Below are 26,651 nucleotides of genomic sequence, written 5' to 3'. Positions count from 1 at the left end.
CTTCCGACGTCCTTATCATACATTGTTGATGCGACGATGAGACGCGTCGGATCCTAAATTTAGACAAGTTCTTCCTGTTCAAGAAAGGGTACCGGTTCTGTTGTTCGGTCGGAAACTGCGCCCTTTTGATAGACGAGCGCAGTCCTGCAGCGCGGACAGCGGACGCTACGGCCGGCGAGCAGATGCAAAACCCGGGGCGAAACGGATTCCTGCTGCAATTTTTCTGCCAGAATCGGGAGATCGCCAAAAACAAAGCGGCCCAATGTCCTGAGTCTGGCCGCCAGCGGCTCAGGATCTGCCTTGTAGCTCCAGGTCTGATTACCGACACAAAGGTGATAACCGATAAGATTGTCATAACCCGTAGGGGGATTCTTTGAATACCGCAGATCGGGGCCCCCGTCTTTGCGCTGGTAAGTCCATCCTGTCTGAACGAATTGATACTTCTTTTGCACTGTGACATCTGGACGATTCGTAAATCGCCGGTCTCTGAATATCAGTTCATTAGGGCATAACAACACTGCATCATGATCGGATGAGCGCCCGACAAGTTCCGTTCTCGCCAGCAGATTGGGGTATTCTGTGAGGACATCCCTGCTGCCTGGTTTCAGCTTTCTCGCAGGGATCAGCCCAAGGGGCAATTTGCCTACTTTTTCCATTTCGGTAAGGGCGACAAAATACGCAAGCTCGTGGGGGCGAATGGTGAGCCGGGTCAACAATGCTGTCAGAGTGGTCGAGTTCTGGCACAACTCGATGAGGTCCACGGCATTCAGACCGACCGCGCGGGCTTTAATGATGAAATGCCACAATCCCCCAACAAGTACTTCGACGTTGAGTCGGGAAATCAGTCGCTTTGCTCGCGCATCAAGCTGGACTGGCAGGTCGCCTTTCACCATTTCTGCCAGCATCTCATTCAGAACAGATTCAACTTCCCCGGAGTGCCGTTTCTGATGCAGCGCATCTTCCAACCGAAGTGTCCACAATTCGACGAGGTGGGAGATCGGCAGACTCCCCTTCCTTACCTGCGACCGGATCAACTCGATTGCCCGGACCAAGGTCTTCTGTCGAAGCTGCGGAGTCCCTTGATCGACACTCGCCCGGCAAAGATCTGCGATGAAGGTCGAGTGGGCCGGGTTGATCGATTCAGTCTCGGAGTCCAGCAATGCAGGGACAACGTACTCCCAAGCCACATCCAGTGGTATCGACGATCGAGGTCGATAGAACAACAGTACGGCCATGGCACTGATCAATCCTGCGATCCCCGTCAACATCGCGGGCAATCGGGCGGACGCGTTACCCCACAGAACCAGCAGCCCGCACAACCCCGCAGGGATCAGGAACAGCAGTCCCACGGCCATCGCTGCAGCCAGTTTTGTGAGGGACCAGTGAGGGATCGGTCCGTTCCACGGAGTGATCTCCACGCTTCCCCAGATGCCCGGGACACCAAGTTGATAGAGCGAAATGAGATTCGATTTGAGATCGCCTCGCGGATCGATCTGGAGTTCACTTCCGCCCGTCTCGCCGGAAGAAAGCGTTTCCCAACATTCCGGACAGAGGCTGTCGTTTGTTCTGCTAACCGAGTCGAGCAACTGTTGACGATAGTGTGCGGGCGCGATCCCCCTTCGCAACGCCTCGCGCCATAAACGGACGCGGCCTTTTCGAGGGGACATAAAGTCAGCGAGTTCTTCGGCACGCTCGAGTGAATCAGGATTCGAGTGCTCTGCATATTCATCCAGGCATTCCAGGATCACTGACCAGGGCTGACGAACGGATCGTCCCTCGAGAATCATACCGTGCTCTGTGCGGACGTGACGCTCGAGGTCGGGGGGAGTCATGACGACATCACATCGCGGGCACCTCATCCGAATATTTGAGGCCAGTTCGTGACAGACAGCGTCGACGGCTTTGGACGGACCAACCCATTGTTCCAACGTACGCAGGAGTTCGATCCTCTTCAGACCGTCGTCCGCTCGAGAGGCGAAAGCCATGAGAGCTTTGCGTATCGCAGGGGAATCGACGCCGGTTGTTTTGAGTAACCGGATTGCAGCCTGCTGCCCGATGGTGAACGGAATTTTCCTGTCGCCAATCCGGCTGGTGGCCAGGGAGACGAGGGGACCCGGCGGATCATCATGCAGGCTGGAGAAGATGGCCAGGCCCGCTATCTGACTGGTGAGGTTCGTCTCGTTGAGGAAGTCGTGGGAAAGGTGTGATGCGGTGGACAGGCCACCAAGCGCTGTCGCGGCTCCGGATATGAGTTCGCGGAGTTCAGCGGCTGATCGGGATTTATGGAGTTGATCATGCAGGCTTTGATGGAGTTGGCTCGAGGCGTCGTTACCATATTTTTCAAGGAAGACTTCGGCGAGCGTTCGGGCAGCAAATGCGTCCCCTTCCACTGCGACTGTCCGGTTCAGCAAGACTGGCACCAGCGTTTCCCACTGATACCGTGTTCCTTCCCATTCATAGACCTGGTGCACCTGCCGCCGGTGACTTGCCAGATCTCTTTTGGGAAACGAAGTTCCACATTCAGGGCAGTCGATCAGGCGTTCCAGTTCGAGTTCTTTTTCGCACTGTTCTCCGGCGAATTGATTGGCTCCCAGTTCCATCAGCTGGCGGCAAGCGTCGATTCGCTCGTGGACCGCAGGGAGCGGAACGAGTCCGTCGACCGTGGCACGAAAAGCCGCAGGGGTCACATGCTCACCGACCAGCCGCGTCACGGCAGACAAGACCACCGTACTGCGGGCCAGTTCGCGAATTCGGGCATCATCGTGCGCCAACAAGGTCCAGCAGGCCGACCGTGCGATTTGATTGAGATGAAGACATTGACTCAGTCGGCCGAGCCATGTCTGTCTCTGTTCCTGCATTTGCAGCGCGGCCTGCGCCTGCAGCATGAATACCACCTGCTGCGTTAATGCCGTGGCAAAGGCCGCAACGACATTGTGTGTCTGCCGCTGTTGCAAGTGGCTGGTAAGCTCATTGAGAGCAACCTCATCGAACTGCTGCATCACACGAGACCAAAGACGGGTGAGTGCCTGGCCAAAGGGGAGCAACTTACCATCGATGGGGAGATATCGATGTTCCGAGATCAGATGCTGATCGAGTTCTCGTGTTCGCAGGTCATGATGGCAGACCGGGCAGACAACGAGCCGGTGTTGTTGCTCGAGAAGTTCGATGGTCGTCTCGATGATCTTGTGATCAACACCGATGGAGGCGAATCCCCGGGCTGCTCGGATCATGTCGTCCACCGCGTTGCCACCCATTCGCTGGGCCAGATCGACCGTGGTTTCAACGGTGACTTTGCCGAAGTAACGCAACAGCAGACCGGCGGCGAGCTGACGGATCTCATTCTCTTCGTCGAGCAGAGCGCGGTCCCTCAGGAAGGCACGAGTTGCGGGTGGGACCGGCCCGGTCCGGAATCGGCCTTCCAGAATCTCCAGACTCCATCGGCGGACGTGTTCCAGCGGGGAATCGAACAATTCGTCGATGAGGCTTTCGAAGGGCTCCACCTGGGCGAGAAGAGTGACGGCTTCGGGTAATGACTTGGTTTGAGCGGCGTAGGACTCCGCGAATTTGCTCCGGAATCCCGCCAGGGTTCCATCGATGGCAATCGCGGGGGTCGGTCGGGAATGGGAGGTTGATCCAGCGACAGTTTCTGTCGTGACGATGTTAAAAAGCCAATCGGCTGCAGACGCACCGCCAGGCTTCGACACCCCCTGAGGGAGCGGCATGCGCAGTTCAATCCGCTGGTTATCGGTCCCACTCCAGATCACTTCTCGATCGCCCTGAGTGGAAGAGCCCCTGGGGGGCTCACGCGTGATCTGAAACTGAAGACCGGGCCGTAGTCTGGTCGTTGAAAGGAGGAAACGAATCGCGCCGCCGGGTTGCCTGATGGCGAGGAACAGGGGGACTGGTGGTGGGGGAGGATTGCTCCAGCAGGCTCGTAAGTCTGCTACTGACGGGGGACGAAATGAGGGCCTGCGCTCCAGGCAACTCCAAAGTCCTTCCAGAAAACTGTCAGGCCATTGCAACTCGAAACGGCTGCCCGTGACACCGAGTTCCTGCTTGACGACCGCCACCTGTTGGGGCGTCAGCTTGGAGAGTTCGCGGCGGAGTTGATCGCGATGCATGGGTTCAAACCGCGCGATCCGTTGGTGTTGAACTGTCGCTAATCGGGCCGGGTGCTCTCCCGTGAGGACGAGCCATGCCAGAGCGGCCCACCCGTAGAGGTCACTTTGGGGTGATGGAGGAACATCAGGATTAAGCAATTCCGGAGCAATGAACCCTTGAGCATAGCGTTCGCTGGGAAAGAGGCCTCGCCAGGTCCGGGCCCGCCGTTCGTCAACGATGTGCTCGGTCCCTAGGCAGTGAATCTGATGTAAGCCATCGATCCAGAACGAGTACGGCGTGACCACATTCAGTAAGAGTCGAGATGTGTGCAGAGTCGACAGAAATTCCAGGATCTGACTGAGAACTCGCAATCCAAGGGGGATGTCAAAGTGCTTCGAATTTCGCCATTGCTCCATGTCCTGACCGTCGATTGTTTCAAAGACAAGGACCGGTTCCGACTTGGGGATTTTTCCTGGGCGAGGGAATGTAAACGCGTCCTGGTCATTACGAATCTCCAGGTAGTCAAGCGGCTCTGCAATCAGGTTGGTTTTGCGGAATCCCATGACGTGCTTCAGTTCAAACCACGCATGCTCACGACGTGCCTTGATGTATTCCCGGTTGTCCGTTTTGGGATAGGCCAGGGTTCGGATAAAGACGTCGAGGCATTCCTCGTCTGTGGCTTCTGTCAGGACCGACCTGGAGAATTCAAAGTTACGGAAGATCTTCTTCCCGCGGTAAAGACAGGACCAGGGGGTTTCGTGCAGGACGTGTGTAATCCGGTAGATGGCCCGATTGCGCTGCACAATTTCGGGCTCATTCGCAGGAATGTCCGCGAAGTCGTGCGGGAGTCGTGCCCCGATTGGCAACTTCATGTCGGAGCACTTCCCTTCAACAGGTGTTCAATTTCCGCGACGAGTGCACGGCCGTCGGCAGGACGTTCGGAAGGAGTGGGAGAGAGACACCTCCTGATGAATTCCTGGGTCTCGCGCCGGGCGGTTTGTTCGAGCCGTGGCCAGTCCCAGTTGCGGAATGAGACAGATTGCGGCCCCCCCACAGCTGCATTGGATCCGAGAAATTCTTCAGGGCGGCGACCGGTCAGCATATGAAACAAGGTACTTCCCACCGTGTACGAATCGGCCGTCGGCGTCAGTGTGTCGCCCGTCTGACATTCGGGTGGACAATACCCCGGGGTGAACGCCCCCTTGTTCCCAACCGTGGTTCCCACGGTGAGTCGACAACCTCCCAGATCCAGGAGGGCTACACTGTTCTGTTCGCCGATCAGAATGTTGTCAGGTTTGAGGTCCTGATAAACCAGCTTCCATTCACGACCCTCGCGCTGTGTCGGCTGATGGAGAACCGCCAGCACGTGGCAGACGTGTGCCAGGATCTGTAACGAGGTTCGTTCGGGCATTCCTTTTTTGATCACCTCAGTCAGTGGCCGACCTTCCATCCGTTCCATGATCAGGTAGTGTTCTGAGGAAAGGAGTTCAATGTCTTGATACTGCCATCCGCCCCCCTGCGATTGAAAGAGTTCTTCCAGTTGAGGGTTCCAGTCAAAGACGTAGTCATTGGGGTTGGGAATCCCGTTGCAGCCTCGATTCTTCAGCAGGACCATGACGCGTCGCTCGGTCTGCAACAGCTTGCGGTTTTCGGTGAGTCGCCGCTTGATCCCCTCTTCATCCCTGCTTTGGGCGTAGGTAACAATCCCGTCGAACCGTAGTGTCGTCTTAATCAGGACATTGGCTTCGGTGCAGAGGTCGCGTCCTTCGAGTAGTAGTCCACAGCCTCCGGAAGCAAAGAATTTACGAACCTCGTACCGTTCGGCGAGACGCTTGGCGATGACAAAGGGAAGTCCCGCATTGATTCCATGAGGCACCGTCGCTCTGACGAAATCGCGACCGCGATACGAAAATTCATTCCATACGGCGGCTGTTTTGAATGGGGGAGAAGAAGACATGTCACGGAACCGGCCAACAAAGATGAGCTGCCAGAAGGATCACTTGATCGTTTCAAACTTCATCCACACCGCACCACCCAGAACGATCGGAGTGCCGTCGGTGAGTGGATAATGCTGGCCGGGGGATGCGAGTTCCTTGCCGACTTGCGTCCCCGTATTGCCGGGCAGCGGTCTGAGTGAAAATGACTGAGAATCGCGAGCACGCAGCAGTTCTGCATGACGTCGTGAAACTTTCTTCGCGGCTGCCGGATCAAGTAGCGATGCCAGATCAAGATCCGGGAAATCACCCCGGACCGGATCCTCCCGACCAATCAGGACAACATCCTTGACGATCGGAACATACCGGATCGGCTGTCGAGGTTTGGTGTCCGAGTAAACAACAATACAGACCGTTCCCGCCACCGGGCGAATGGGGCCCGCAGGTTCAACAGGGGGCGATGGGGGCATTGGAGGAAGAGGAGACTCGGGGCTGATGGAATCCGTCGGAGCCCCTTCTCTGCCGAGCGTTACACGGGGGCGTAGTTCTGTCCCACACGGACAGAACTCGTCCTGATAAAGTGAATCGAAAATGTTGCCACAGGCAGGACATTCCCGCTCGCCGGATGGGGTTTTCTCCTCGACACCACTGGATTCCGGCAGTGGTGATGGAGCACTTGAAAGGGGCAACGGAGGCGTGAGGGACGCTCCCGAAGGAGAAACATCACTCGTTGCCGAACCGCAGACGTGGCAGGTCTTTTGTTGCGGTTGAAGTTCGATATCGCATACAGCACAGTTCGGCATAGAGGATTCCTGCGAACAAGTCGACATCAATCGTACATATGTAAAGTCTACCAGAATCGAGTTGATGACTGCACTCGTCCACGATCATGGGGACTTAGCATCCAAAGTAGCGATGATAGTTCATAGATACGAATGAGTGCTCATTATCTCTGGTTGCTGGGTATTTCACGACCAGACGTTGCTGGTGCGTAGCCTCGAGAGCGTGACTCGCGTCCCGTCAAGATAAAGTCCTGCTCGACGGTGCGAGAGATCGCGATGGGCGACGGGATCAGCGGACGAAGTCGATTGTTCTTTGAAAACTTGATACCGAAGTTGTTTCGCATGGATCGACTTTGGGTGAGTAGGTTCGGGGAGCGTTCTCAGAAGTCGTCTACCTCCTGCAGAGCGATGGCTCCTTCGACTTTGGAGGACGCGGCGAGGGATCTGTTCATCATCTCCTGGGTGATGAGTCCCTTCGTCTGGAACTCACTTTGCATTTGTCGATACATGTTGAGATTTGCCTGGTCCCCCTGCTCTTCAAATTTCTTGATCAGTGCTTCGAGGAGCTTGGCGACAATGTCCTTATCCTTTGCTGTTGCCTGACCTCGTTCGATCAAGTCTCGCTTGCCTTGCAGGAACAGGACTTGCCGCTGTGTTTCTGCCTGTGTGATGACTCGACGGACATCGCCAGTACGAACGAGTGTCCGATTTTCGTCGGGTGTTGATTCGACGGCGATGTTTGCTTCGACGCGACCACCAGTGACTCCCAATCCGGGGACGTCGTAGGTCAACGTCGCCTTGGCCAGTCGCAACCGGCCGGCATCGCGTGCGGGGACTGTGCTGCGGAACAGCAGTTCGTAGATTTTACCTCGTTCCATGTACTCCAGTGGAATGTCCACGGAATTGCCGGAATCGGGCTGCATGTCCCCGACGTACAAAACTTCAGGTTTGGTACGGTACAGTTCTCGCACAAAGATTTCGGGTGAAAGCCATAGTTTCAGTGAAACATTCGTGGCCAGGATATTCTTCTGACCGGTGAAGAAACGCTGGAAGCAGTCCTCCGCCTCACGTTCATTTCGAATGTTATCGAAAGACCCGCCCAGTGTGGTTCGGCAGACTTCCAACAGAAAGTCGGCGCGTGAATCGCCCGTGCCGAAGGCACAGATCGGCAGGTGAAAATCTTCACCCAATTGCTTGGCCTCTCTGAGGGCGAGGTCCGGATCGCTGTCTTCTCCGTCGGTCAGGAGAACGATGCGCTGGGTTTCGGTCTCTGAAGCCGTTCCCGTCCCGGAGCGACTCAGGATCTTCCGGACTTCGCCGAAGGCCTTGGAGAGCGACGTTCCTCCGCCCCCGACATCAATCAGTTCGCGAACGGCATCATCAAGTTGAGGACCTTTGGCTAAAGCCCTTGCGAGGGTGTGTGGCTGGTCGTCGAATCCGATGAGCGTCATCCGGTCGATCGGGGCCATCCGTTCTACCAGGTGCCGTACCACGTTGACGGCGACGGCGCGGCGAGATGGAACGGTTGCTTCCACCTCGGACATCATGATCCATTCGACCATCGATCTGCCAACCACTTTGGTATTGGAATCAGGTTCGATGAGCGTCAGCATCGAACCACTGACATCAACCAGCACGATCAGGTGAGCGGGCAGACTACTTCCCTGCCCCGATTCCATCAGCGCCCCCAGGCGGACCGGGTTGGGTTTAATTGTCACAAGACTATAAACGTCAGCGGAACGTCCGCTTAAAACGGCGGGCTGATCGAGTCGGCATTCCAGCAAGAATTCTTCAGCCAAGGTTAGCCCTTTCCAGAGAGGACGACTTGAGACGGTCCGTGAGCCGATCTGATGACGATGCAAGTGATGTTGTCGCCGTAGCCTGCGGGCTCGGCTTCAGAGGGAAGTCGCTGCCGCGAGTTCGCACTTTCCACCATCGCTTCCGCGATTGCTTGTGTACTCCCGCTGCTGTTGGCCTCGGCAATCGTGACGAGGTCTTCTGGATTGAGGAAGACTCGCTCTTCCACAAGTCCATCCGAGCAGAGAACGTAAATTTCATCCGGATTGATCCGCCATTGACTGAGTTGGGGACGTGCTCGTTCCAGGTCGGCGACGAGCTGCCCGCCGGCCAGTTCACGACAAGCACCCAGACAATAACGAAGCGCTTTCCCCGCAGCTCCCATTTCCTGTACCTGCTCGGGCGGGACCCCTTCTCTCAATAGCGATGTGGCGACATCACCATCGACGGTCAATTGTTCGGCTCGCCCCTGTGAAATCAGGTACGCTCGACTGTCACCGACGTTTGCGAGGTAGAGATCTCGACCGTCAATCAGTGCGACCAGTGCAGTGCTGCTCATCAGATCATTATCGTGCACAACTTCCGGACGGTCCGGAATGGACAGGGCGTCGTTGACGATCGCCTGGCTGGCCGATTGACAGGCGATTTCCAGGATTGTGTTCCAATCGGGCTTGGCCAGAGGTGCGAGACCGAGAATCTGTTCGCGGACAGTCGCGACCAGTGTGTCGCAGCCCAGCTTACTGGCCCGCTCGCCCGATCCCACACGCGAATGCGTCACTCCATCTGCCACGATCAACAGCTGAATTTCGCTTTGATGCACGGGGATCGTATGGACGACGGCCTGATCCTGATTGACGGTCCCCGCGGACAACTTTGCTCGCCCGGTTTCACATTGCCAGCCAATTTCGAGAGTGGTTGACGGGACAATGGGGTCGAACACCTCGACGGGGGGGGGCGATTTTTTCCGCCCGAACAGACGCTGTAACACGTTCCGCTCCTCGGAGGGAGTCGGGGGCGCTGCCGATGGGAGATAATGTGACCGCAAATGATCGCCAGCGGCTCGCTCCAGTTGCTGGATCAGTTCGAGGGGTGAAGCGTGTCGCTGGCTGGCATTTTTTGACAATGCCTGACTCAACGCAGGCCAGATTCCTGTGGGAAGTTCAGGACGGTAAATTCGCAAGGGGGGGAAGTCGAACCCAAATGCTTCCAGTCCAAGGTCCGAGAAGCCGTGTCGTTCGAGTCCTGCCAACCGGTAATACGCAGCAAGTGCCAGGTGGAAGACGTCTGTTTGTGGACCAACCTGGTCATCCCGGAACTGGCACACTTCCGGTGGAGAGAACCTTTTCGAGATTTTGGCCAGATGACTGGGACATTTCCCAGCAGGAAACAATCGCCAGTCCAGATTCGTGATGCGGACGTGGTTGCCCCGGAATTCCACTGCCTCCGGGTCGAAATCGAGCCACACATGTCCTGATTGGTGCAACGCATCCATCGCCGTTGCGAGCTTCCTGCACCAGACAAGTGTCTCGGTGACGAGGTTCTCGATAGTGATTTCGGTGGTGTCTGAACTAGCGTAACGTTCCGCTGGCCAGGCCTCGGCGAAGATCAGGGCTCCTCCCCCCGTCTCAAGTACATGGATGGGGGGTAAGATCTCGAGGACCACGGCCTGGCGCGTCTTCAGGTCGGCAGCGAGTTCGGTCCAAAGCTCTGGACGGATGCCGTGAATGCGAAGTCCGTTCAAGTTTGAGCTGATCAGAAAAGAGCCGTCCGGGTTGTTCGGCCAGTTGACGCTGAAACAACCAGGGCCCCAGGTCTCTTCGGGAACATTCTCCTGCCCAGGAGAGGTAGGAAGCGGCAGCTCGAACTGACAATGTTCACAGAATGATTCGTCCCGGGAATGTCGTCCACAACGCGGACACATCGTTCCCTCAATGGAAGTTTCTATCACTTGAGGGAATTCAGAGGTGTCCTGGAAATCCGGAGTCTGTGTCATCAATCCGGACCTGTCTTAGATGAATTAACTTCGGTAATGGAATGATAACTCTCAATACTCAGCGCAGTCGCAATTTGCAATTCGTTATCTGGTCTTGATGCTGCTGCTCGCCCAGTTTTTGAGCGATGACGAACTGATGTTCAAGAGGGCCGCCCCCTGTCCCTCGTGAAGAGGAACCAGGGGGATGGCTTCCGAATCAGCTGCACGATTACGACAAACTCATCGTTACGGTCTTCAATTCGGTGTAGTTGGCGAGAGCGATTTCGCCATTTTCGCGTCCCATACCGCTCATTTTAAAACCACCGAATGGGGCTGCAGCATCGAAGACATCGTAACAGTTGACCCATACGGTCCCTGCTCTCACTCGTGCGGCAAACTGATGAGCTCTGGTGACATCACGCGTCCAGATAGCCGCAGCGAGGCCGTAATAAGTACTGTTAGCGCGTTCGATGATATCGTCCGTATCCTTGAAGGGGAGAATGCTGAGGACGGGGCCGAAGATTTCATCGCGGGCAATCGCCATGTTATCTGTGACGTTCGCGAAGACGGTGGGTTCAATGAAGTAACCCTTATCCCCGAACCTGTTCCCCCCCGTCAGGCATTGTGCCCCTTCCGATTTGCCCTTGTCGATGTAGCCCATGATTTTCTCAAACTGGTCCGCATCGACCTGAGGACCCTGCGTCGTCTGAGTATCGAATGGATCACCCAGCTTCCTGGCGCGAGCCCGAGCGACGACTTTCTCGACGAACTTGTCATAAATCGACTGCTCAACGAACAGGCGAGAGCCGGCGCAACAGCACTGACCCTGGTTGAAGAACAGTCCGAACTCGGCACCGGCGACAGCGGCATCAAGATCCGCATCGGCGAAGACGACGTTGGGACTTTTACCTCCCAGTTCGAACGTAAGCCGCTTGAGAGTCCCTGCGGCATCCACCATGATCTTCTGGGCGGTTTCGTAGTGTCCGGTGAACGCGATTTTGTCGACGCCGGGATGCTTAACGATGGCTGCACCGGTCTGGCCGAATCCCGTTACGACGTTAATGACCCCGTCGGGAATCCCTGCCTCTTGAGCCAGTTCCGCCATCCGCAGACAGGTCAGCGGGGTCTGCTCAGCCGGCTTCATGACAATGGTACACCCGGCAGCGAGCGCGGGTCCCCACTTCCAGGCGGCCATCAGGATGGGGAAATTCCAGGGGATAATCTGTCCCGCGACTCCGACGGGTTCACGGCGTGTGTAGCAGAAGTAATTGCCGCGAATGGGAATCGTGTCCCCTGTCAGCTTGTCTGCCCAACCGGCAAAGTATCGCAGGCAATCGATGGCCAGTGGAAGGTCGGCTGCTTTTGAGTCGCTGATCGGCTTTCCATTATCGAGCGTTTCCAGTGCGGCGAGTTCTTCGAGGTTTTTCTCCATGAGATCGGCCAATTTGTTCATCAGCCGACCCCGGTCGCGTGCGTCCATCTTGTGCCAGGGGCCCGATTCGAAGGCGGCACGGGCGCTCTTTACAGCGGCGTCCACATCGGCGGCGTCACCTTCAGGAACTTCCGCGATGACGCTTTCATTGACGGGATTGAGAGTGGAAAACCGCTTGCCGCTGCGGGACTCCTGCCACTTCCCACCGATCAACATATTCGTTTGGCGGATCTTTGGTACCGGGACTGTTGTGGAAGCCATGCCAGATCTCCTGAGTTTAAAATGAATGGAACGCAATCCATACTCGGTGAAGGGTTCTTGCGCGAGTCTGTCTGATAGCGGCCTCTCGTAGAAAGAGAGGAACTGTTTCTATTGTATCTCCTTCTCGCCTGTTGCGGGGAGAAGTGACCTCACATTCACGCAGTTTCGTCTAGACTACCGCCGGAGCGATGGTCTCTCCAGCAACCGCTGGAGTACCTCTGCATTGATCGATTCCCCTGATGGAAATTTGGCCGAGAAAGTGATTCGATGCCTGCTGTAAATCAATTCGGACAGCCCGTAGGAGACGAGGTCCCCCACTGGTGTCCCCGCCCCCTGCCCCAGCGAGTCGCCATACAGGGCCGGTTCAGCCGCTTGGAACCGCTGGATTCAGCGAAGCACGGGGGTGATCTGTACCAGGCAAATTCACTCGATGCTGAGGGGCGAAACTGGACGTATCTGCCATACGGCCCCTTTCCAACCTATGACGAATACATCCTCTGGTTGACACAGTCCGCATCGACAGCGGACCCACTCTATTTCGCAATTATCGATCAGCAGACGGAGAAGGCGGTCGGTGTCTGCAGTTATCTGCGGATTGATCCCAGCCACGGGTCAATCGAAGTGGGCCATCTGAATTTCTCTCCCTTGCTCCAGGGGAGGCCCACTGCCACCGATGCGATGTACCAGATGATGAAGTATGCGTTTGAACTGGGATATCGACGCTACGAATGGAAATGTCATTCGATGAATGGCCCTTCCCGCCGTGCTGCGCAACGGTTGGGGCTGTCTTACGAAGGGACCTTTCGTCAGGCGGCCGTCTTGAAAGGACGAAACCGCGATACTGCGTGGTTTGCCGCGATCGATTCCGAATGGCCTGACCTTCAGAAGGCGTTCCTCACATGGCTCGACCCGATTAATTTCGACGAACAAGGGAGGCAGAAATTCTCGCTGACTCAACTGACTTCTGGCATTCTCAAGACGAAAGACCCACTCGTGCCAAACTGAGCGGGGCCCTTCAAGCTTTTTAAGCATGATCACGGCCGTTCTCACGTTGAATGCGAAGCCAACCTGCAGTTCGTTTGCTTCGTTGTACGGATCGGTCGATACTGTTCGCCCCACGCCTGATTCTATGCATGGTTCATGCTTTGCGATGTGGGCCGGTGTCGGATCGAGCTCGTCAGTCATTTCGGGAATCGGCATTCGACTTTCGCCCTTTGAATCATCCTGGGGCGTTCCTCAAACACGGAAGTGATTAACTTGTCATACAGGAAAAGTAGTTGCATGTTCTATTCGAGGCTGGCCCTTTGCGCATTGATCTCTGTCTCGTTTCTGGCACCCGCGGTGTTGAACGCTGAGTCCGAGATTCAGCCGTCATGGCCGAACTGGATGGGCCCAAATCGGGACGGAATTTCCCACGAGACGGGTTGGAAAACAGAGTGGCCCGATGAGGGATTGCCGGTTAACTGGTCGCGTGAGATTGGAATTGGCTTCAGTTCGGTTTCTATCGCTCAGGGGCGTCTGCTTACGATGGGGCATGTCGAGGGTGAAGAGATCGTGTGGTGCCTGGATGCAAATACCGGCGAAGAGCTGTGGACGCATCGCTATCCGTGCGAACTCAATAACAACCTTCACGAAGGGGGACCCGGTGCGACACCGACGATTGACGGCGAGCGCGTCTACACCCTTGGAAAATCAGGCCAGCTCTATTGCCTCAATCTGAAATCCGGTGAAGTTCACTGGAGCGTGATGCTGCAGGATGATCTGAAGGTTCCCAATCCTGAGTGGGGCTTTTCAAGTTCTGCCGTGATCGAAGGGAACCAGGTCATTCTTGAGGGAGGTCGCGTCGTTTCCTATGACAAGATTACGGGCGCGAAAAACTGGGAGACGAAACCTCACGAAGCGGGATATGGGTCTGCGGCGGTCTTTCGTCGAGATACCGAGACACCTCTGGTTGCGACGCTGGACTGTGCAGGGTTACGGATTACCGAGCTGATGACGGGCAAAGCGGTTGCCTTCAAGTCGTGGTCCTCTCCGTTTCGCACGAATGCGACGACTCCCATCATCCAGGGCGATCTGATCTCAATCTCGACCGCCTACAACGTCGGCTGCGGCCTGTTTGAGTGGGACGCGGAAAGCTCCACACTCAAGGAAATCTATACCAATAAAGAGATGCGGAACCACTTCAACAACAGCATTCTGCTCGACGGATATCTCTACGGGTTTGATGGCAATTCGAACCAGGGTCGTGTCGTTCAATTGACATGCATGAAGTTTGATACTGGAAAAGTTGCCTGGAAGCAGCGAGGGATGGGGTGTGGTTCGCTGATGATCGTCGATGGCAAACTGCTGATCTTGAGTGAAAGCGGGACGCTGATCCTGGCGAAGGCGAGCCCCGTGGGATTTGAAGAACTCGCCCAGTCACCGATGCTGACCGGTCGCTGCTGGACTGTACCAGTCTTTCTGAACAAGAAAGTCTACGGCAGAAACGCAGCCGGAAAACTGGTCTGCCTCGATCTGGCTCCGTGAGAGCAAACCATCAGCAGCACGAAGATTGAGTGATTCGAGATCGGGGCCAGCCGAGGTCCCGCAAGCTGAGGTCCTGCATGCTGGGATCGAGAGGGATGGGAAATCCCTCTTTGGAAATCTGGCAGGGTCCGACGCCCTCATGAGGTTCCCACCGCCCGGCGTGTTCTAACCGGGTCTAGCGGAGCCGGAATCCAAAGGTGGAAGCCCGGTTATTCAGATCAATTCAGGAATTGGTCGTCCCCCTTCGACGACGATCGGAATCGGGCGACCTTGGGGATTAACCCAGTGAGACCCAAGATCAATGTCCAGGTAGCGGAAGACGGTTGCGGCGAGATCTTGAGGGCGGACCAGCCCTTCTTTCACATCGTAACCTTTGTCATCCGTGGCACCGACAGCCTGACCATGCCTCAGTCCGCCGCCAGCGACGACCATCGACATCACATTGGTCCAATGGTCGCGGCCGGCATCTTTATTGATGACGGGAGCGCGACCAAACTCGCCCATCATCAGGATCAGCGTCGAATCCAGCAAACCCCGTTGTTCGAGATCCATCACCAGGCCATAGAGTGCTCGGTCGACGTGCGGCAGAAGCGGGGTTAATCCTTTCTCGATCCCTCCCCAGTTCACCGAATCACCGTGATGATCGAAGTAGCCCCATGCACCGCTGACCAGCGTAAAGGTCACCCCAGCTTCGACAAGTCGTCGGGCCAGGATTGCCTTTTCGCCGATACTGTTGCGGCCATACAGGTCACGCGTGGCGTCAGTTTCAGATTGCAGATCAAACGCTCGTTGAACGTGGCCACTCGCCACCATTTCGAATGCCTGTGCGTTGTAGCGATCGATGTGTTCCAGTGTTCGATTGGTATCCAAGTCTTTACGGAACCGATCGAACGATTGACGCAATCGATCGCGGTCCTGCAGGCGATCCAGTTGAATGCCCTTGGGGAGTCCAAACTTGCCTGATAGTTCGAGCCCTTTGACCGGGTTATACGCAGATCCCATATGGCCCGATTCCCAGACATCCGCAACCCAGGATGGAGCCAGACCTACGAACGGGGGCAGATCAGGATGATTTGAGCCTCGGAACTTGGCCACGACGGAACCCATTGACGGGTAGCCACCACCGTCCTTGTTGTCGTCGGTTCGACGGGCCAGTGGATTCCCCGCCTGCATTGTGATCGGCGTGTGATTGCTTGCCTTGCAATCGACGGCCCTGAGGAAGGAAAGCTTATCAGCGATACTGGCCTGGAGCGGTAAATGCTCACACAGTGATAATCCAGGGATTTTCGTAGAGATCGTGGAATAGGGGCCGCGGATTTCGCGAGGGGCGTTGGGTTTGGGATCCCACATATCGATATGGCTGGGCCCCCCGGAAAGCCAGAAGAGAATCACAGACTTCTTGCGCTGCGGCGTGACTGATCCTTCTGCACGGGCGGACTGTGCTTGCAGGTTCATCATGGCAGGAAGTGATAATCCGCCGATACCCGCCATTCCGGTCTGCAGGAACCAGCGGCGGGAACGGCCAATCTGAATCAGATCCGAGCGGGGAGGAGCGAATTGCGGAATTGTTGCGACTGAACCGGAGCTGGCAGTACCGTGGTTGGAACCCTGTAATTCAATCGCCATCCGAATTCCCCTGGCTGCGCAGAATCGATTTGCTAAACATTCGCATTTTCTGATGCGTTCAAGATAATTGCAAGCCGAGGAAACCGGAAGCCCATTTGCGATGGGCCTACCAGCGGCTTTCCGAAGCCCTGATGCCAGATTTTCGATGCGTGGAGCTTCAAAATGACTCCCGCTGGGCGTTACCGTTTGTCCAGATAACGAACGTACTCAGTCGGTCGGTCCCGATCTCATGCGACCGTCATACTTCCATCCGAAGGAATCGCGATGAATTGGAGTCAGCTGTTTGCCCGCAAAGATCTGAACGAGCTATTAGTCGACATGAAAGGGGATCAGCGTCTGAAGCGGTGCCTCGGGCCGGTCAATCTGACATCCCTGGGGGTCGGTGCGGTGATCGGTGCAGGAATCTTTGTCGCGACCGGTAAAGCCGCCAGTGAAACGGCGGGACCAGCCTTGATGATTTCGTACATCGTGGCAGGCATGACCTGTATCTTTGCAGCCCTCTGTTACGCCGAGTTCGCCTCGATGGCACCGGTCGCTGGCAGTGCCTACACCTACGCCTATATCACGATGGGGGAGCTCTTCGCCTGGATCATTGGCTGGGATCTGGTTCTGGAGTACGCGGTGGGAGCCGCCACCGTCGCCAACGGGTGGTCTGGCTATTTTCAGACAGTGATATCTAAAGCGGGACTGCACTTTCCCTCGTCATTTAACAGGGCGACGGTGGTTTTTGAGAATGACCAGTTTGTTCTGACAGGATCGTATTTCAATCTTCCTGCGGTCCTGATTGTTGCAATCATGACATTCATCCTCGTCAAGGGAATCTCCGAGAGTGCGGGATTCAACGCCTTGATGGTCTTTATTAAAGTCGCTGCGGTGGTTTTTGTGATCCTGGTCGGCTCGTTCTACATTCACCCGGAGAATTGGACTCCCTTTGCTCCGTATGGTTGGACTGGTTTGAACATCTTCGGGTATCACATTGCCGGAGAGACCAACGCGGCACATGAGCCCGTCGGAATGTTGGCCGGTGCCGCGATCATCTTTTTTGCTTACATCGGTTTTGACTCTGTATCGACCCACGCAGAGGAGGCTCGAAACCCTCAACGTGACGTTCCCATTGCGATCATCGCTTCGCTGCTAATTTGCACTATTCTGTACGTCGCCGTGGTTGCTGTACTGACAGGGATGGTGAAATATGACCAGATCGACAAAGACTCGGGAATTTCGTCTGCATTCAAAAATGCAGGAATTCCTTGGGCCGAAGTGATCATCGCGACTGCCGGCGTGGCGGGAATCACGTCAGTTCTTTTGGTGATGATGCTGAGTGCTCCACGCGTTTTTCTGGCAATGGCTCGAGATGGCCTCGTTCCCAAAGCATTCTTCGCTGATGTCCATCCCACCTTTCGCACTCCCTGGAAAAGCACAATCGCGATTGGAGTGTTCGTTGCTTTTCTTGCAGGGTTTCTACCCATCGATGCCCTTCTTCATCTCACAAATATCGGAACATTATTCGCGTTTGTAATCGTTTGCGCTGCCGTTCTCGTCATGCGGTACACAAACCCAGATGCGCCTCGTCCGTTCCGTTGTCCCTTGGTTCCGCTTGTTCCCCTGCTGGGCATCGGGGCTTGTCTCACGTTGATGTTTTCACTCCCCGCAGCAAACTGGCTGCGACTGATCGCCTGGATGGGACTGGGGCTTGCGATTTACTACTTTTACGGGATGAAACACAGCACTCTGAGAAAGGGACCTGCCACTCCGACGATTGAAAGCTGAGCACGTCGCGACGTGACCCTTCGATGGGAGTTATGCCAGGTAGCGGATCATCGAGCTAACCGCCGGTCGTTCTTCGTCCGCTTCCTGGCACTTTGGAATGTGCTTTGGACCTGCCCTACTTCGCAGTTTTTTTGGGGCCGTGGTTGGGGATGCTGTGATCCACGAAAACAGAGTTGAGGTGACAATGAGAGTCTGCATTCCGCTTGTCTGCCATATGGCTCTGCTTTTCGTCAGGCCTCTCTCACTGCACGCCGGTGAACTGGATGTCCGCTGGCTGGGTGAGGTTCAGAAAAGTCCCCAACGGGAGGTCAGTTTCGATGTCGGGTTCATGGAACCCCTCCTGATGCGTAAAAGCGGTGGCGAGGTCCATAACCTGGATGAATGGCATGAGCGGCGTCGGGAATTGATCGAGGCTTGGGACGATTTTCTTGGACCCAGTCCGCAGACACCTGAGGGGACAGCGACGCAACTGCTAAAAAGTGAGTCCGTTGGGGGTGTCATTCGGGACCTGATTCGCTATGAATGTGAACCGAATCTGTTCGTCGAGGCCTATCTGCTGCAACCTGCTCACGTGACGGAGGGGACCTTGCTTCCGGGCATCGTGGCACTGCATCACACAGCCCAGGATACGATCGACGAAATTGCAGGAGTCAGTGGTCCCGACTCCCGCAAGTTAGGACTGAAGCTGGCACAGCGCGGGTTCGTCGTCATCTGTCCCCGCTGTTTCTTGTGGCAGGACGCTCCGAGTCTGACGGCGGCCGTCGACAGATACCGTGCTCGTCATCCCGAGTCGCTGGGCATGCGCAAAATGTTGTTCGATGCACGTCGAGCCGTCGACATCCTGGAGGCTCAACCGCACGTAGACAGAACGAGGATTGGGGCTGTCGGACATTCGCTTGGTGCAAAAGAGGTGCTGTATCTGGCGGCGTTTGACGAGCGGATCAAGGCCGCAGTTGCCAGCGAAGGAGGAATGGCTCTTAAGTCCACAAACTGGGATGCACCGTGGTATCTGGGGCCGCAAATCCATGAGGCCTCGTTTGGCCGGAATCACCATGAACTGGTGGCTCTCATCGCCCCGCGCGCGTTCCTGGTGCTGGGGGGTGAGACTGGGCCTGGAGCCGCTGATGGAGACCGAAGCTGGCCACTGATCGGTGCCGCACTGCCGGTCTATCGATTATTCTCAGATTCTCCCCGTCTCGGCCTTCTCAATCATGGTCAGGGGCATACCATTCCTGACGATATCTACGAACGTCTCGCGGAATGGCTTGAGACGTATCTCTCACAGAAAGCGGTCGCAGCGTTAAAACTCGACGGCATACAGGTCGACACCAAGTAATGAGCGAAGTCATCGAATCGGCTACTCAACCTCCTCCGGCGACTGCGTGGCGCAAGACTCTCCTGCTGCTGACTGCCTATTTGGGGTTTATCAGTCTTGGGCTTCCGGACACGGTGGCGGGAGTCGCCTGGCCGTCTGTCCGTAATTCATTCTCTCTGCCGCAAGATCACTTCGGGCTGGTGTTCATCGCTTTGGGATGCGGGTACTGCACTTCCAGCTTTCTCGGTGGAGGCTTGATGTCACGATGGGGAGTGGGAACACTTCTCACCGGAAGCAGCCTGCTCGTCTGCGTCGCCATGTTCGGTTTTGCTTCGGCTCCTGTCTGGTCTTTGTTCGTTGCATGTGCGGTGATCTGGGGGCTGGGTTCCGGAGGAATCGACAGTGCTCTGAACAGCTATGCCTCGACCTACTTCTCAACGCGCCACGTCAACTGGTTGCACGCGTGTTACAGCGTCGGGGCAACGGTCGGTCCGTTGCTGATGACGGCCATGATCGTCAATCGGGGATCGTGGCGAACGGGCTACGTGCTGGTGGCGGTGGTCCTGCTGCTGATGAGTTGTCTTTTTCTTGCGACGCGCCAGTGGTGGCAACAGCCCGCCACGACAGATAGCGACCCTACAGCGAAACCCGTGGGACTGCTGGGAACACTCCGCGACCCGCTCGTCCAACTGAGTATCGTGGTGTTCTTCCTGTATACCGGCCTGGAATTCACCGTCGGTCAGTGGTGCTACACGATCCTCACAGAATCAAGAAATGTGCCTGCGAAGACAGCGGGAATGTTCGCAGGGGCGTACTTCGGTGCGATTGGCGTGGGACGAGTCGTGCTGGGAATGGTCGCCGATCGAATCGGGTTGGACCGGATGGTGCGGTGCTCGCTCCTCACAGCGTTCTGCGGAACTTTGATGCTGACCGTCAGGTCTCCTGTCGGTGTCGGGCTGGCTGGTGTCCTGCTCACGGGACTGGGCCTTGCCTGCGTCTTTCCCTGCCTGATGGCAAGGACCCCTCAGCGTCTCGGCGCGACCAAGGCAGCACATGCCATCGGATTTCAGGTCAGTGCAGCCATGCTGGGGGTTGCTCTCTTTCCCGGAGCTGCGGGAATCGCGGCGAGGCAATCAGGGTTGGAAACGATTCCACTCATTGCCATTGCGCTGTCGTCGTTACTGTTCCTGATGCACGAATGGCTGATTCGGCGTGGTCTTCGTTCCACTCGGCCCGCAGCAACGGTGAGTTAAGAAGTCGCTGCACCTCATTCCCTTTTGTCTCTACATCGGGAGGTCACTCCGATCAGCAGATCGGGATTGAGTTAACCGAACGTAAAACGAGGCGCGGTGGGAACAGTCCCGCCGCGCCTCGTTTTTGTTGTCATTAGTGAGCCGGAAGTAAACTCAGACGCCTGGCAAAGCTTTCTCCGTTGGACAGTCGCGGAGGACCTTGTTCAACGCCTTCAGATAAGCCAGAGCACTGGCTTCAATGACGTCTGTACTGACTGCCTTGCCGTGATAACGGCGACCGTGATAAACGATCGCGACGGAAGCTTCCCCCTGGGCGTCTTCGCCCCCGGAGACTGCTCGCACCTGATAGTCTTTCAATTCCGCGTTGATGCCGACGATTCGTTCCATGGCTTTGCAGACGGCGTCCACAGGCCCGTCACCGATCGAGGCATCCTTGTGGGTCTTGGGTGTCGTAGTCGATTCGTCGCCTCCATCGAGACCCGCTGGTTTGGTCGACGCCAGATCTCGTAATTCGACGGTCGCCGTGGGAATCGTTCCCGTCCCGGCGGCGATGTGAAAGCGAACGAGTTCCCAGCGATCCGTCGTGACGGTCAACCTGTTATCGATCAGTGCCACGATATCCGCGTCATAGATGTCCTTTTTCTTGTCAGCCAGGGCGATGAAGTCTTTGTAGACGGTCTCGATCTGAGCTTCGTCGAGCTGGTAGCCCAGTTCAATCACGCGTGAGCGGATCGCGGCCCGGCCACTGTGCTTGCCGAGAACAAGGTTCGCGCCGACATAGCCGACATCCTCTGCCCGCATGATCTCGTACGTGCTGCGTTCTTTCAGGATGCCGTCCTGATGGATCCCGGCTTCATGTGCAAAGGCGTTCTGGCCCACGATCGCCTTGTTTCGTTGAACGAGCATCCCGGTGATGCTCGAAACCAGGCGGCTGGCACCACACAGCTTTGGTGTGTTAATACGCGTTTCGACTCCGTAATAGTCTTTGCGCGTTTTCAAGGCCATGACGATTTCCTCAAGCGCGGCATTCCCTGCCCGCTCGCCCAAGCCGTTGATCGTGCATTCCACCTGCCGGGCCCCTGCTTCGACTGCGGCGAGGCTATTGGCGACAGCCAGTCCCAGATCGTTATGGCAGTGAGTGCTGATCACTGCTTTGTCGATGTTGGAGACATGCTGCTTCAGATGCGAAATGACTTTGAAGTAGTGTGTTGGCGTCGCGTATCCAACGGTGTCGGGAATGTTCACCGTGGTCGCTCCCGCCTCGATCGCCTTTTCGACGACTTCGGCCAGGAAATCGAGTTCTGTCCGAGCGGCATCCTCGGGCGAGAATTCGATGTCCTCGAAGAACGACTTTGCCAGCTTCACGTGTTCGACCGCGGTCTTGACGATCTCACGCTCGGCCATCTTCAACTTGAATTCGCGATGGATGGGACTTGTCGCGAGAAAGACGTGAATGCGCGGCTTCGCGATTCCCTTCAATGCTTCTGCAGCCCGCTCGATATCCAGGCGTCGACAGCGAGCCAACCCGCAGATCGTGGCACGGTCGCCGAACTTCTGTCCGATAGCACGAACGGATTCGAAGTCGCCCGGGGAAGTGATGGGGAACCCTGCCTCGATGACATCGACACCCAGTTCCACGAGTGCTTCTGCCACCTTGAGTTTCTCAGGGGGCGTCATGCTGCAACCGGGGGATTGCTCGCCATCGCGAAGGGTCGTGTCAAAGATGATTACATGATCAGGCATGATGTGTTTCACAATGAAAAGTGAAAGGTGACAACATCAATCGGATGATTGATGCTCGATCGTTGTTCCGTGTCGGTTCGAGGTTATTCAGGACCCGGGCATTCGTCGGGATAAATGTCAGTTGATCACTCCACCCTGTGACGATCCAGCGTGAAGCGGGGTTGTAAAAACAAAAAACCCTGAGACCAGGAGGTCTCAGGGTGAACATGTGCATATCGTGCGACCAGACGTTCCCTGAACCTCGCATCTCAGCGAGCTAGCAGGCCCAGTAGCAGGAACGAAAATGGTGTCATGGTACAGTGCAGACAATGAAGACGGAAAATGGTTCGCCGTTATTATCAGTGACCTTTGAAATCGTATCAGTTCTGGTCCCCTCGGTCAACGACGTACGACCTCCGCCGGCGAGTCATGGGCATGGTGCAGATTGGTATTTGCACATTTCGGGAAGTGGAACGGTTCGGGCACTCGCGATACCATTCCACGCAAATATCTGTGCAAGGTTCCCCCCAGATAAAGATACTTCAACTCATGCCCACGACGATCACGCGACTGACGGCATCTGACATCCGCTTTCCGACATCTCGAATGCTCGATGGATCGGACGCGATGAATCCCGATCCAGACTACTCGGCCGCTTATGTCGTGCTGGAGACGGATCGGGCCGACCATGCCGCAGGGCATGGTATGACCTTTACGATTGGTCGGGGGAATGAACTTTGTGTCGCTGCGATTGAGGCGCTGGCGCCGCTCGTTGTGGGCCGGACTCTGGAATCGTTTACGTCAGACATGGCGGGCTTCTGGCGTCATATCACCGGAGACAGCCAGTTGAGGTGGGTCGGTCCGGACAAGGGGGTCATCCATCTGGCGACAGCGGCCGTGGTCAACGCCGTCTGGGATCTCTGGGCCAAGACGGAAGGCAAACCGTTGTGGCAACTGGTCGCCGATCTGACGCCTGAGCAGTTCGTCGCGTGCATCGATTTCCGATATCTCACCGACGTGCTCAGTCCCGCCGAGGCCCTTCAGATTCTCTCGCGGATCGCACCCACCAAGTCGGCGCGAATTGCGCAACTGCAGCGGGAAGGGTATCCCGCCTATACTACCTCGGCAGGATGGCTGGGGTATGACGATGACAAGCTGCGCCGTTTGTGCCGCGACTGCCTCGCTCAAGGGTGGAACGTCTTTAAAATCAAGGTGGGACGCGACCTGAACGACGACATCCGCCGATGCCGGATTATTCGCGAAGAGATTGGTTGGGAACGCCGACTGATGGTTGATGCGAATCAGGTCTGGGAGGTGCCCCAAGCGATTGAATGGATGAAGTCGCTGGCCGAGTTCAAACCATGGTTCATCGAAGAGCCGACCAGTCCTGATGACGTTCTGGGCCATCTAACGATCGCCAAAGCGGTGGCTCCGATTCAGGTCGCGACCGGCGAACACTGTGCGAACCGGATTCTCTTCAAGCAGTTCCTCCAGTCCGGCGCCATCGGAGTTTGCCAGATCGATAGTTGCCGGCTTGGTGGAGTCAACGAGGTGCTCGCCGTTCTGCTGCTCGCGGCCAAGTTTAACGTTCCTGTCTGTCCCCATGCTGGCGGTGTAGGGCTCTGTGAATACGTTCAGCACCTGGCGATGATCGACTACATCTGCGTCAGTGGTTCGCTCGAGAACCGTCTCTGTGAATTTGCTGGACACTTGCACGAGCATTTCGTGGATCCTGTCGAGATGCGGAACGGCCACTATGTCCCTCCCAAAGCAGCCGGTTACAGCATCACGATGAAACCAGAGTCGATTGCAGAGTTTTCCTTTCCGGATGGTGCCGCCTGGACCACCCCCTGAAATCAAAGTGGGCCGAGCCTCAAATGAGGCTCGGCCCACTCCGTATCGTTGTGACATCCGCATGCAGCCGATTCCGCTCACCTCACCGTGGTGAATGGTTGAATCCCCTGCCCCTGAGTTGGACTGGGTACCGTGTGAGTCCTACGTCTGACTGGTGACGCAGATACGATGGAGGCGGTCCCAGGTAAAAAGCCCTGAGCCATGCTGGTCGCTCCAGACGACTTTCAGTGCATAGTTGCCTGAAAAACCCAGTTCGATGGGGTGAATATCATCGGGGATCGATTCCGGACGCAAAAGTCTGACGCCGGTGATTTCGTCGACACATTGAGCACAGGGGCATTCGAAACGGACTAGCTTGAATGGTGGGCGATAGACCCGACCGTCCGCCCAGGTAATTTCAAATACGCCTGCATCCTTCAACGCACGAAGTGATTGCGGCGGACCAATGTCAGTCACGGTTGTTCTTTCAGGGTGAGATCAGTTCGTCCGCCAGGTGTTGGTTTCGATGGCGAACCCCGCTCTTAGGTCTCTGTGCGAGAAGTTCATGAGCGGGCGAGTGTGACTACGTGGAACGGTGTGATGCTGGTTCTGGAAAGTCTAGTCTTTGAAGGGGTGTTTGACCTGGTCCCAGTACTCGTCAAACCGCTCAGGGGTAAACTTGGGGCTGTTGTCGGGGTCATGACATTCGATACACATCGTTTTTCTGGCCTCAGCGAGCGTACGACGAACAAATTGACGGCCAGCGGCCAACTCGTCCATCGACGCGGATCCTTCTTCCAGTCGAACATGCTCACTCCCCGGACCGTGGCAGTTTTCGCATTGTTGTCCCAGCAGGTGTGATGACAACTTCTCTGAGACATAGCCGCTTTCGTAACGCAGCATCTCTTGCGGGTGCCAACCGGTCACGTGGCAGGAGAGACATTCCGGATCGAACTGCCGTTTGATCCAGCCAATTTTCTCTGCGGCGCGATCTTCGTGCCAGGGGCCTTCAACGATTGTCTGAAAGGCAAGCGCGTGGCCGGTCTCCTTCCAGTGTTCGAACGCCTTGGTATGACAGTCGCCGCATTTTTCAGCGCCCACATAGCTGAACCCGGATGGGTGTCGTAGCAGAAGCTCTTCCGATGTCGAGATCCCTTCGTCTTCCAGTTGCTGCTGATAATGCTGCATCATGGTGCGCATCTCTGGGTCATTCTTGAAGCGATCCTTATCCAGTTGAATCAGCTCAAAGCGGAACGGCTGTGCTTTGTTGTCGGGATAGAAGCCGAGCACGCCGACGCGTTTTCCCTTGCTTCCGACATGGAGCACCCATGAGTCCCCGACGGGAATCGGCTTGCCATCGGGTTCCTCAAATCCACCCGCTGCCAGAACGATGCGAAACTGGGGATAAGCTTTGGCGAGCTGCATCGATTCGGCTTCATTGCCGTGGCACAGCAGAACCATGAGATCAGGTTTTGCCTCTTCCAGTGCCTGAATGACAGGTGGCAGTGCGGTTTCAGGTTCCACAATGGTGATATTGGTACTCACTCCCGCCGGGGCGACGCGGTCCCGCAAACTGGGACCAAAGACCGAGGTGACTCCGATCTTCACGCCGTTCTTTTCCACGAGTCGGTAGGGAATTGGCCAACCCAGCTCCGGCTGGTCGAACAAGACCACATTGGCCGAGACGAGTGCTGTCGCCTTCGCCAGTTCGTCCGGATCCCCCGGCATCCGGGTTAGGATAAAATCCGCCCCCAGTCGCAGTTCTTCGAGGCCGACACCGACGGCGGCATAGTGCAGTTTCTGAAACGACTCGAAGAGCTTCTCGAACTTAATCTGATCCTGACGTCGAGAGCGTTTGAGGAGTCCTCCTACGTCCAGACCGACGAGGTCCCAGCCTTTTTCTTCGGTGAGGATCCGAACCAGGTCGGCGCGGCGGGCCATGCCCCCCGACTGAGTTTCCGAGCAGCCACACGGCTCCAGATACCCATGTTGCTCTCCTGTCAGCAGGAAAGCGACAGCAGGTTTATCCCAGCCGTTCAGATAAGGCTCGACGGCAAGGTCTTTCGTCGAATTGGCTGCGATTGTGTCGGAGTTCGAGGTCCCAGACTTGGGGGGCTTTACCGCCGGTTCGTGCTTTGGAGAAGCGGTGACGGCCTCGCTCTGCTCTTTCGTCGGGGTGTCCGCTTTCGGTGCTTCCGATGTCGGTGTGGGACTCGACTGCTCTGGTCCCGAGTTCGGGGGCTGGCATCCTGCAAACAGGACGCTCAACGACATCATCATTGTCCATACGCAAGAACGACAATGTCGTCTGGCCATTGTTTGCATCA

At 56.3% G+C, this 26,651-nt stretch carries 16 protein-coding genes; 6 read left to right on the top strand and 10 right to left on the bottom strand.

What is annotated here, in order from left to right; genetic code table 11:
* Positions 1-59: 59 nt before the first annotated feature.
* The 6 genes from ACGY09_RS20805 to ACGY09_RS20780 all read right to left on the bottom strand — a co-directional run bounded on the left by ACGY09_RS20805 (position 60) and on the right by ACGY09_RS20780 (position 12,279).
* A complete protein-coding gene (locus ACGY09_RS20805) occupies positions 60-4,973 on the bottom strand; it encodes a hypothetical protein (protein WP_397569277.1) in 4,914 nt (1,637 codons plus the stop codon).
* Positions 4,970-6,058 (bottom strand): serine/threonine protein kinase, encoded by a 1,089-nt coding sequence (locus ACGY09_RS20800; RefSeq protein WP_397569276.1) that lies wholly within the window; start codon positions 6,056-6,058, stop codon positions 4,970-4,972. The genes ACGY09_RS20805 and ACGY09_RS20800 overlap by 4 nt, the downstream gene beginning before the upstream one ends.
* 39 nt (positions 6,059-6,097) lie before the next feature.
* Positions 6,098-6,838, bottom strand: coding sequence for an FHA domain-containing protein (locus tag ACGY09_RS20795; RefSeq protein WP_397569275.1), 741 nt, complete (start codon positions 6,836-6,838; stop codon positions 6,098-6,100).
* Positions 6,839-7,197: 359 nt separating this feature from the next.
* On the bottom strand, positions 7,198-8,616 hold the full coding sequence (locus tag ACGY09_RS20790) for a VWA domain-containing protein (protein WP_397569274.1): 1,419 nt from the start codon (positions 8,614-8,616) through the stop codon (positions 7,198-7,200).
* A 2-nt stretch (positions 8,617-8,618) separates the two neighbouring features.
* Entirely contained in the window at positions 8,619-10,355 is a 1,737-nt protein-coding gene (locus tag ACGY09_RS20785; protein WP_397569273.1) for a PP2C family protein-serine/threonine phosphatase, read from the bottom strand.
* A gap of 460 nt (positions 10,356-10,815) precedes the next feature.
* Positions 10,816-12,279, bottom strand: coding sequence for an aldehyde dehydrogenase family protein (locus tag ACGY09_RS20780; protein WP_373653046.1), 1,464 nt, complete (start codon positions 12,277-12,279; stop codon positions 10,816-10,818).
* Between the two features lie 267 nt (positions 12,280-12,546).
* On the opposite strand from ACGY09_RS20780, the gene ACGY09_RS20775 reads away from it, so the two are divergent.
* Together ACGY09_RS20775 and ACGY09_RS20770 are read left to right on the top strand one after the other, a co-directional pair.
* Positions 12,547-13,284 (top strand): GNAT family N-acetyltransferase, encoded by a 738-nt coding sequence (locus tag ACGY09_RS20775; protein ID WP_373653045.1) that lies wholly within the window; start codon positions 12,547-12,549, stop codon positions 13,282-13,284.
* Positions 13,285-13,560: 276 nt separating this feature from the next.
* Positions 13,561-14,805, top strand: coding sequence for a PQQ-binding-like beta-propeller repeat protein (locus tag ACGY09_RS20770; RefSeq protein WP_397569272.1), 1,245 nt, complete (start codon positions 13,561-13,563; stop codon positions 14,803-14,805).
* A gap of 213 nt (positions 14,806-15,018) precedes the next feature.
* On the opposite strand, the gene ACGY09_RS20765 is transcribed toward ACGY09_RS20770, so the two are convergent.
* Positions 15,019-16,431, bottom strand: coding sequence for a DUF1501 domain-containing protein (locus ACGY09_RS20765; RefSeq protein WP_397569271.1), 1,413 nt, complete (start codon positions 16,429-16,431; stop codon positions 15,019-15,021).
* Positions 16,432-16,695: 264 nt separating this feature from the next.
* On the opposite strand from ACGY09_RS20765, the gene ACGY09_RS20760 reads away from it, so the two are divergent.
* The 3 genes from ACGY09_RS20760 to ACGY09_RS20750 all read left to right on the top strand — a co-directional run bounded on the left by ACGY09_RS20760 (position 16,696) and on the right by ACGY09_RS20750 (position 20,769).
* A complete protein-coding gene (locus ACGY09_RS20760) occupies positions 16,696-18,201 on the top strand; it encodes an amino acid permease (RefSeq protein ID WP_397569270.1) in 1,506 nt (501 codons plus the stop codon).
* Between the two features lie 184 nt (positions 18,202-18,385).
* The gene (locus ACGY09_RS20755; RefSeq protein ID WP_397569269.1) at positions 18,386-19,537 is read left to right on the top strand and encodes a dienelactone hydrolase family protein; all 1,152 of its coding nucleotides are present in this window, start codon (positions 18,386-18,388) and stop codon (positions 19,535-19,537) included.
* A complete protein-coding gene (locus ACGY09_RS20750; RefSeq protein ID WP_397569268.1) occupies positions 19,537-20,769 on the top strand; it encodes an MFS transporter in 1,233 nt (410 codons plus the stop codon). The genes ACGY09_RS20755 and ACGY09_RS20750 overlap by 1 nt, the downstream gene beginning before the upstream one ends.
* Positions 20,770-20,922: 153 nt before the next feature.
* Here the strand turns inward: ACGY09_RS20750 and ACGY09_RS20745 are convergent, their stop codons facing one another.
* Positions 20,923-22,512 carry a 2-isopropylmalate synthase gene (locus tag ACGY09_RS20745; RefSeq protein WP_397569267.1) on the bottom strand — a complete coding sequence of 530 codons (1,590 nt, stop codon included), beginning with the start codon at positions 22,510-22,512 and terminating at the stop codon, positions 20,923-20,925.
* A 528-nt stretch (positions 22,513-23,040) separates the two neighbouring features.
* On the opposite strand from ACGY09_RS20745, the gene ACGY09_RS20740 reads away from it, so the two are divergent.
* Positions 23,041-24,345, top strand: a complete 1,305-nt coding sequence (locus ACGY09_RS20740; RefSeq protein ID WP_397569266.1) for an L-fuconate dehydratase — start codon at positions 23,041-23,043, stop codon at positions 24,343-24,345.
* A 141-nt stretch (positions 24,346-24,486) separates the two neighbouring features.
* Here ACGY09_RS20740 and ACGY09_RS20735 read toward each other — a convergent pair whose 3' ends face one another.
* Positions 24,487-24,801, bottom strand: a complete 315-nt coding sequence (locus tag ACGY09_RS20735; RefSeq protein ID WP_373653037.1) for a DUF971 domain-containing protein — start codon at positions 24,799-24,801, stop codon at positions 24,487-24,489.
* A 141-nt stretch (positions 24,802-24,942) separates the two neighbouring features.
* Positions 24,943-26,604, bottom strand: coding sequence for a multiheme c-type cytochrome (locus tag ACGY09_RS20730; RefSeq protein WP_397569265.1), 1,662 nt, complete (start codon positions 26,602-26,604; stop codon positions 24,943-24,945).
* Positions 26,605-26,651 lie beyond the last annotated feature (47 nt).

Source organism: Schlesneria sphaerica (genome assembly GCF_044336245.1).
Lineage (GTDB): Bacteria > Planctomycetota > Planctomycetia > Planctomycetales > Planctomycetaceae > Schlesneria > Schlesneria sphaerica.
Note: the sequence above shows the minus strand (reverse complement) of the source record. Positions and strands in the feature narration are given on the sequence as shown.

Bases quoted from the DNA above. Each gene is read 5' to 3' on its own strand.
- ACGY09_RS20805 (WP_397569277.1), bottom strand. From the start codon at position 4,973: ATGAAGTTGCCAATCGGGGCACGACTCCCGCACGACTTCGCGGACATT.
- ACGY09_RS20800 (WP_397569276.1), bottom strand. From the start codon at position 6,058: ATGTCTTCTTCTCCCCCATTCAAAACAGCCGCCGTATGGAATGAATTT.
- ACGY09_RS20795 (WP_397569275.1), bottom strand. From the start codon at position 6,838: ATGCCGAACTGTGCTGTATGCGATATCGAACTTCAACCGCAACAAAAG.
- ACGY09_RS20780 (WP_373653046.1), bottom strand. From the start codon at position 12,279: ATGGCTTCCACAACAGTCCCGGTACCAAAGATCCGCCAAACGAATATG.
- ACGY09_RS20775 (WP_373653045.1), top strand. From the start codon at position 12,547: ATGCCTGCTGTAAATCAATTCGGACAGCCCGTAGGAGACGAGGTCCCC.
- ACGY09_RS20770 (WP_397569272.1), top strand. From the start codon at position 13,561: ATGTTCTATTCGAGGCTGGCCCTTTGCGCATTGATCTCTGTCTCGTTT.
- ACGY09_RS20765 (WP_397569271.1), bottom strand. From the start codon at position 16,431: ATGGCGATTGAATTACAGGGTTCCAACCACGGTACTGCCAGCTCCGGT.
- ACGY09_RS20760 (WP_397569270.1), top strand. From the start codon at position 16,696: ATGAATTGGAGTCAGCTGTTTGCCCGCAAAGATCTGAACGAGCTATTA.
- ACGY09_RS20755 (WP_397569269.1), top strand. From the start codon at position 18,386: ATGAGAGTCTGCATTCCGCTTGTCTGCCATATGGCTCTGCTTTTCGTC.
- ACGY09_RS20750 (WP_397569268.1), top strand. From the start codon at position 19,537: ATGAGCGAAGTCATCGAATCGGCTACTCAACCTCCTCCGGCGACTGCG.
- ACGY09_RS20745 (WP_397569267.1), bottom strand. From the start codon at position 22,512: ATGCCTGATCATGTAATCATCTTTGACACGACCCTTCGCGATGGCGAG.
- ACGY09_RS20740 (WP_397569266.1), top strand. From the start codon at position 23,041: ATGCCCACGACGATCACGCGACTGACGGCATCTGACATCCGCTTTCCG.
- ACGY09_RS20730 (WP_397569265.1), bottom strand. From the start codon at position 26,604: ATGATGATGTCGTTGAGCGTCCTGTTTGCAGGATGCCAGCCCCCGAAC.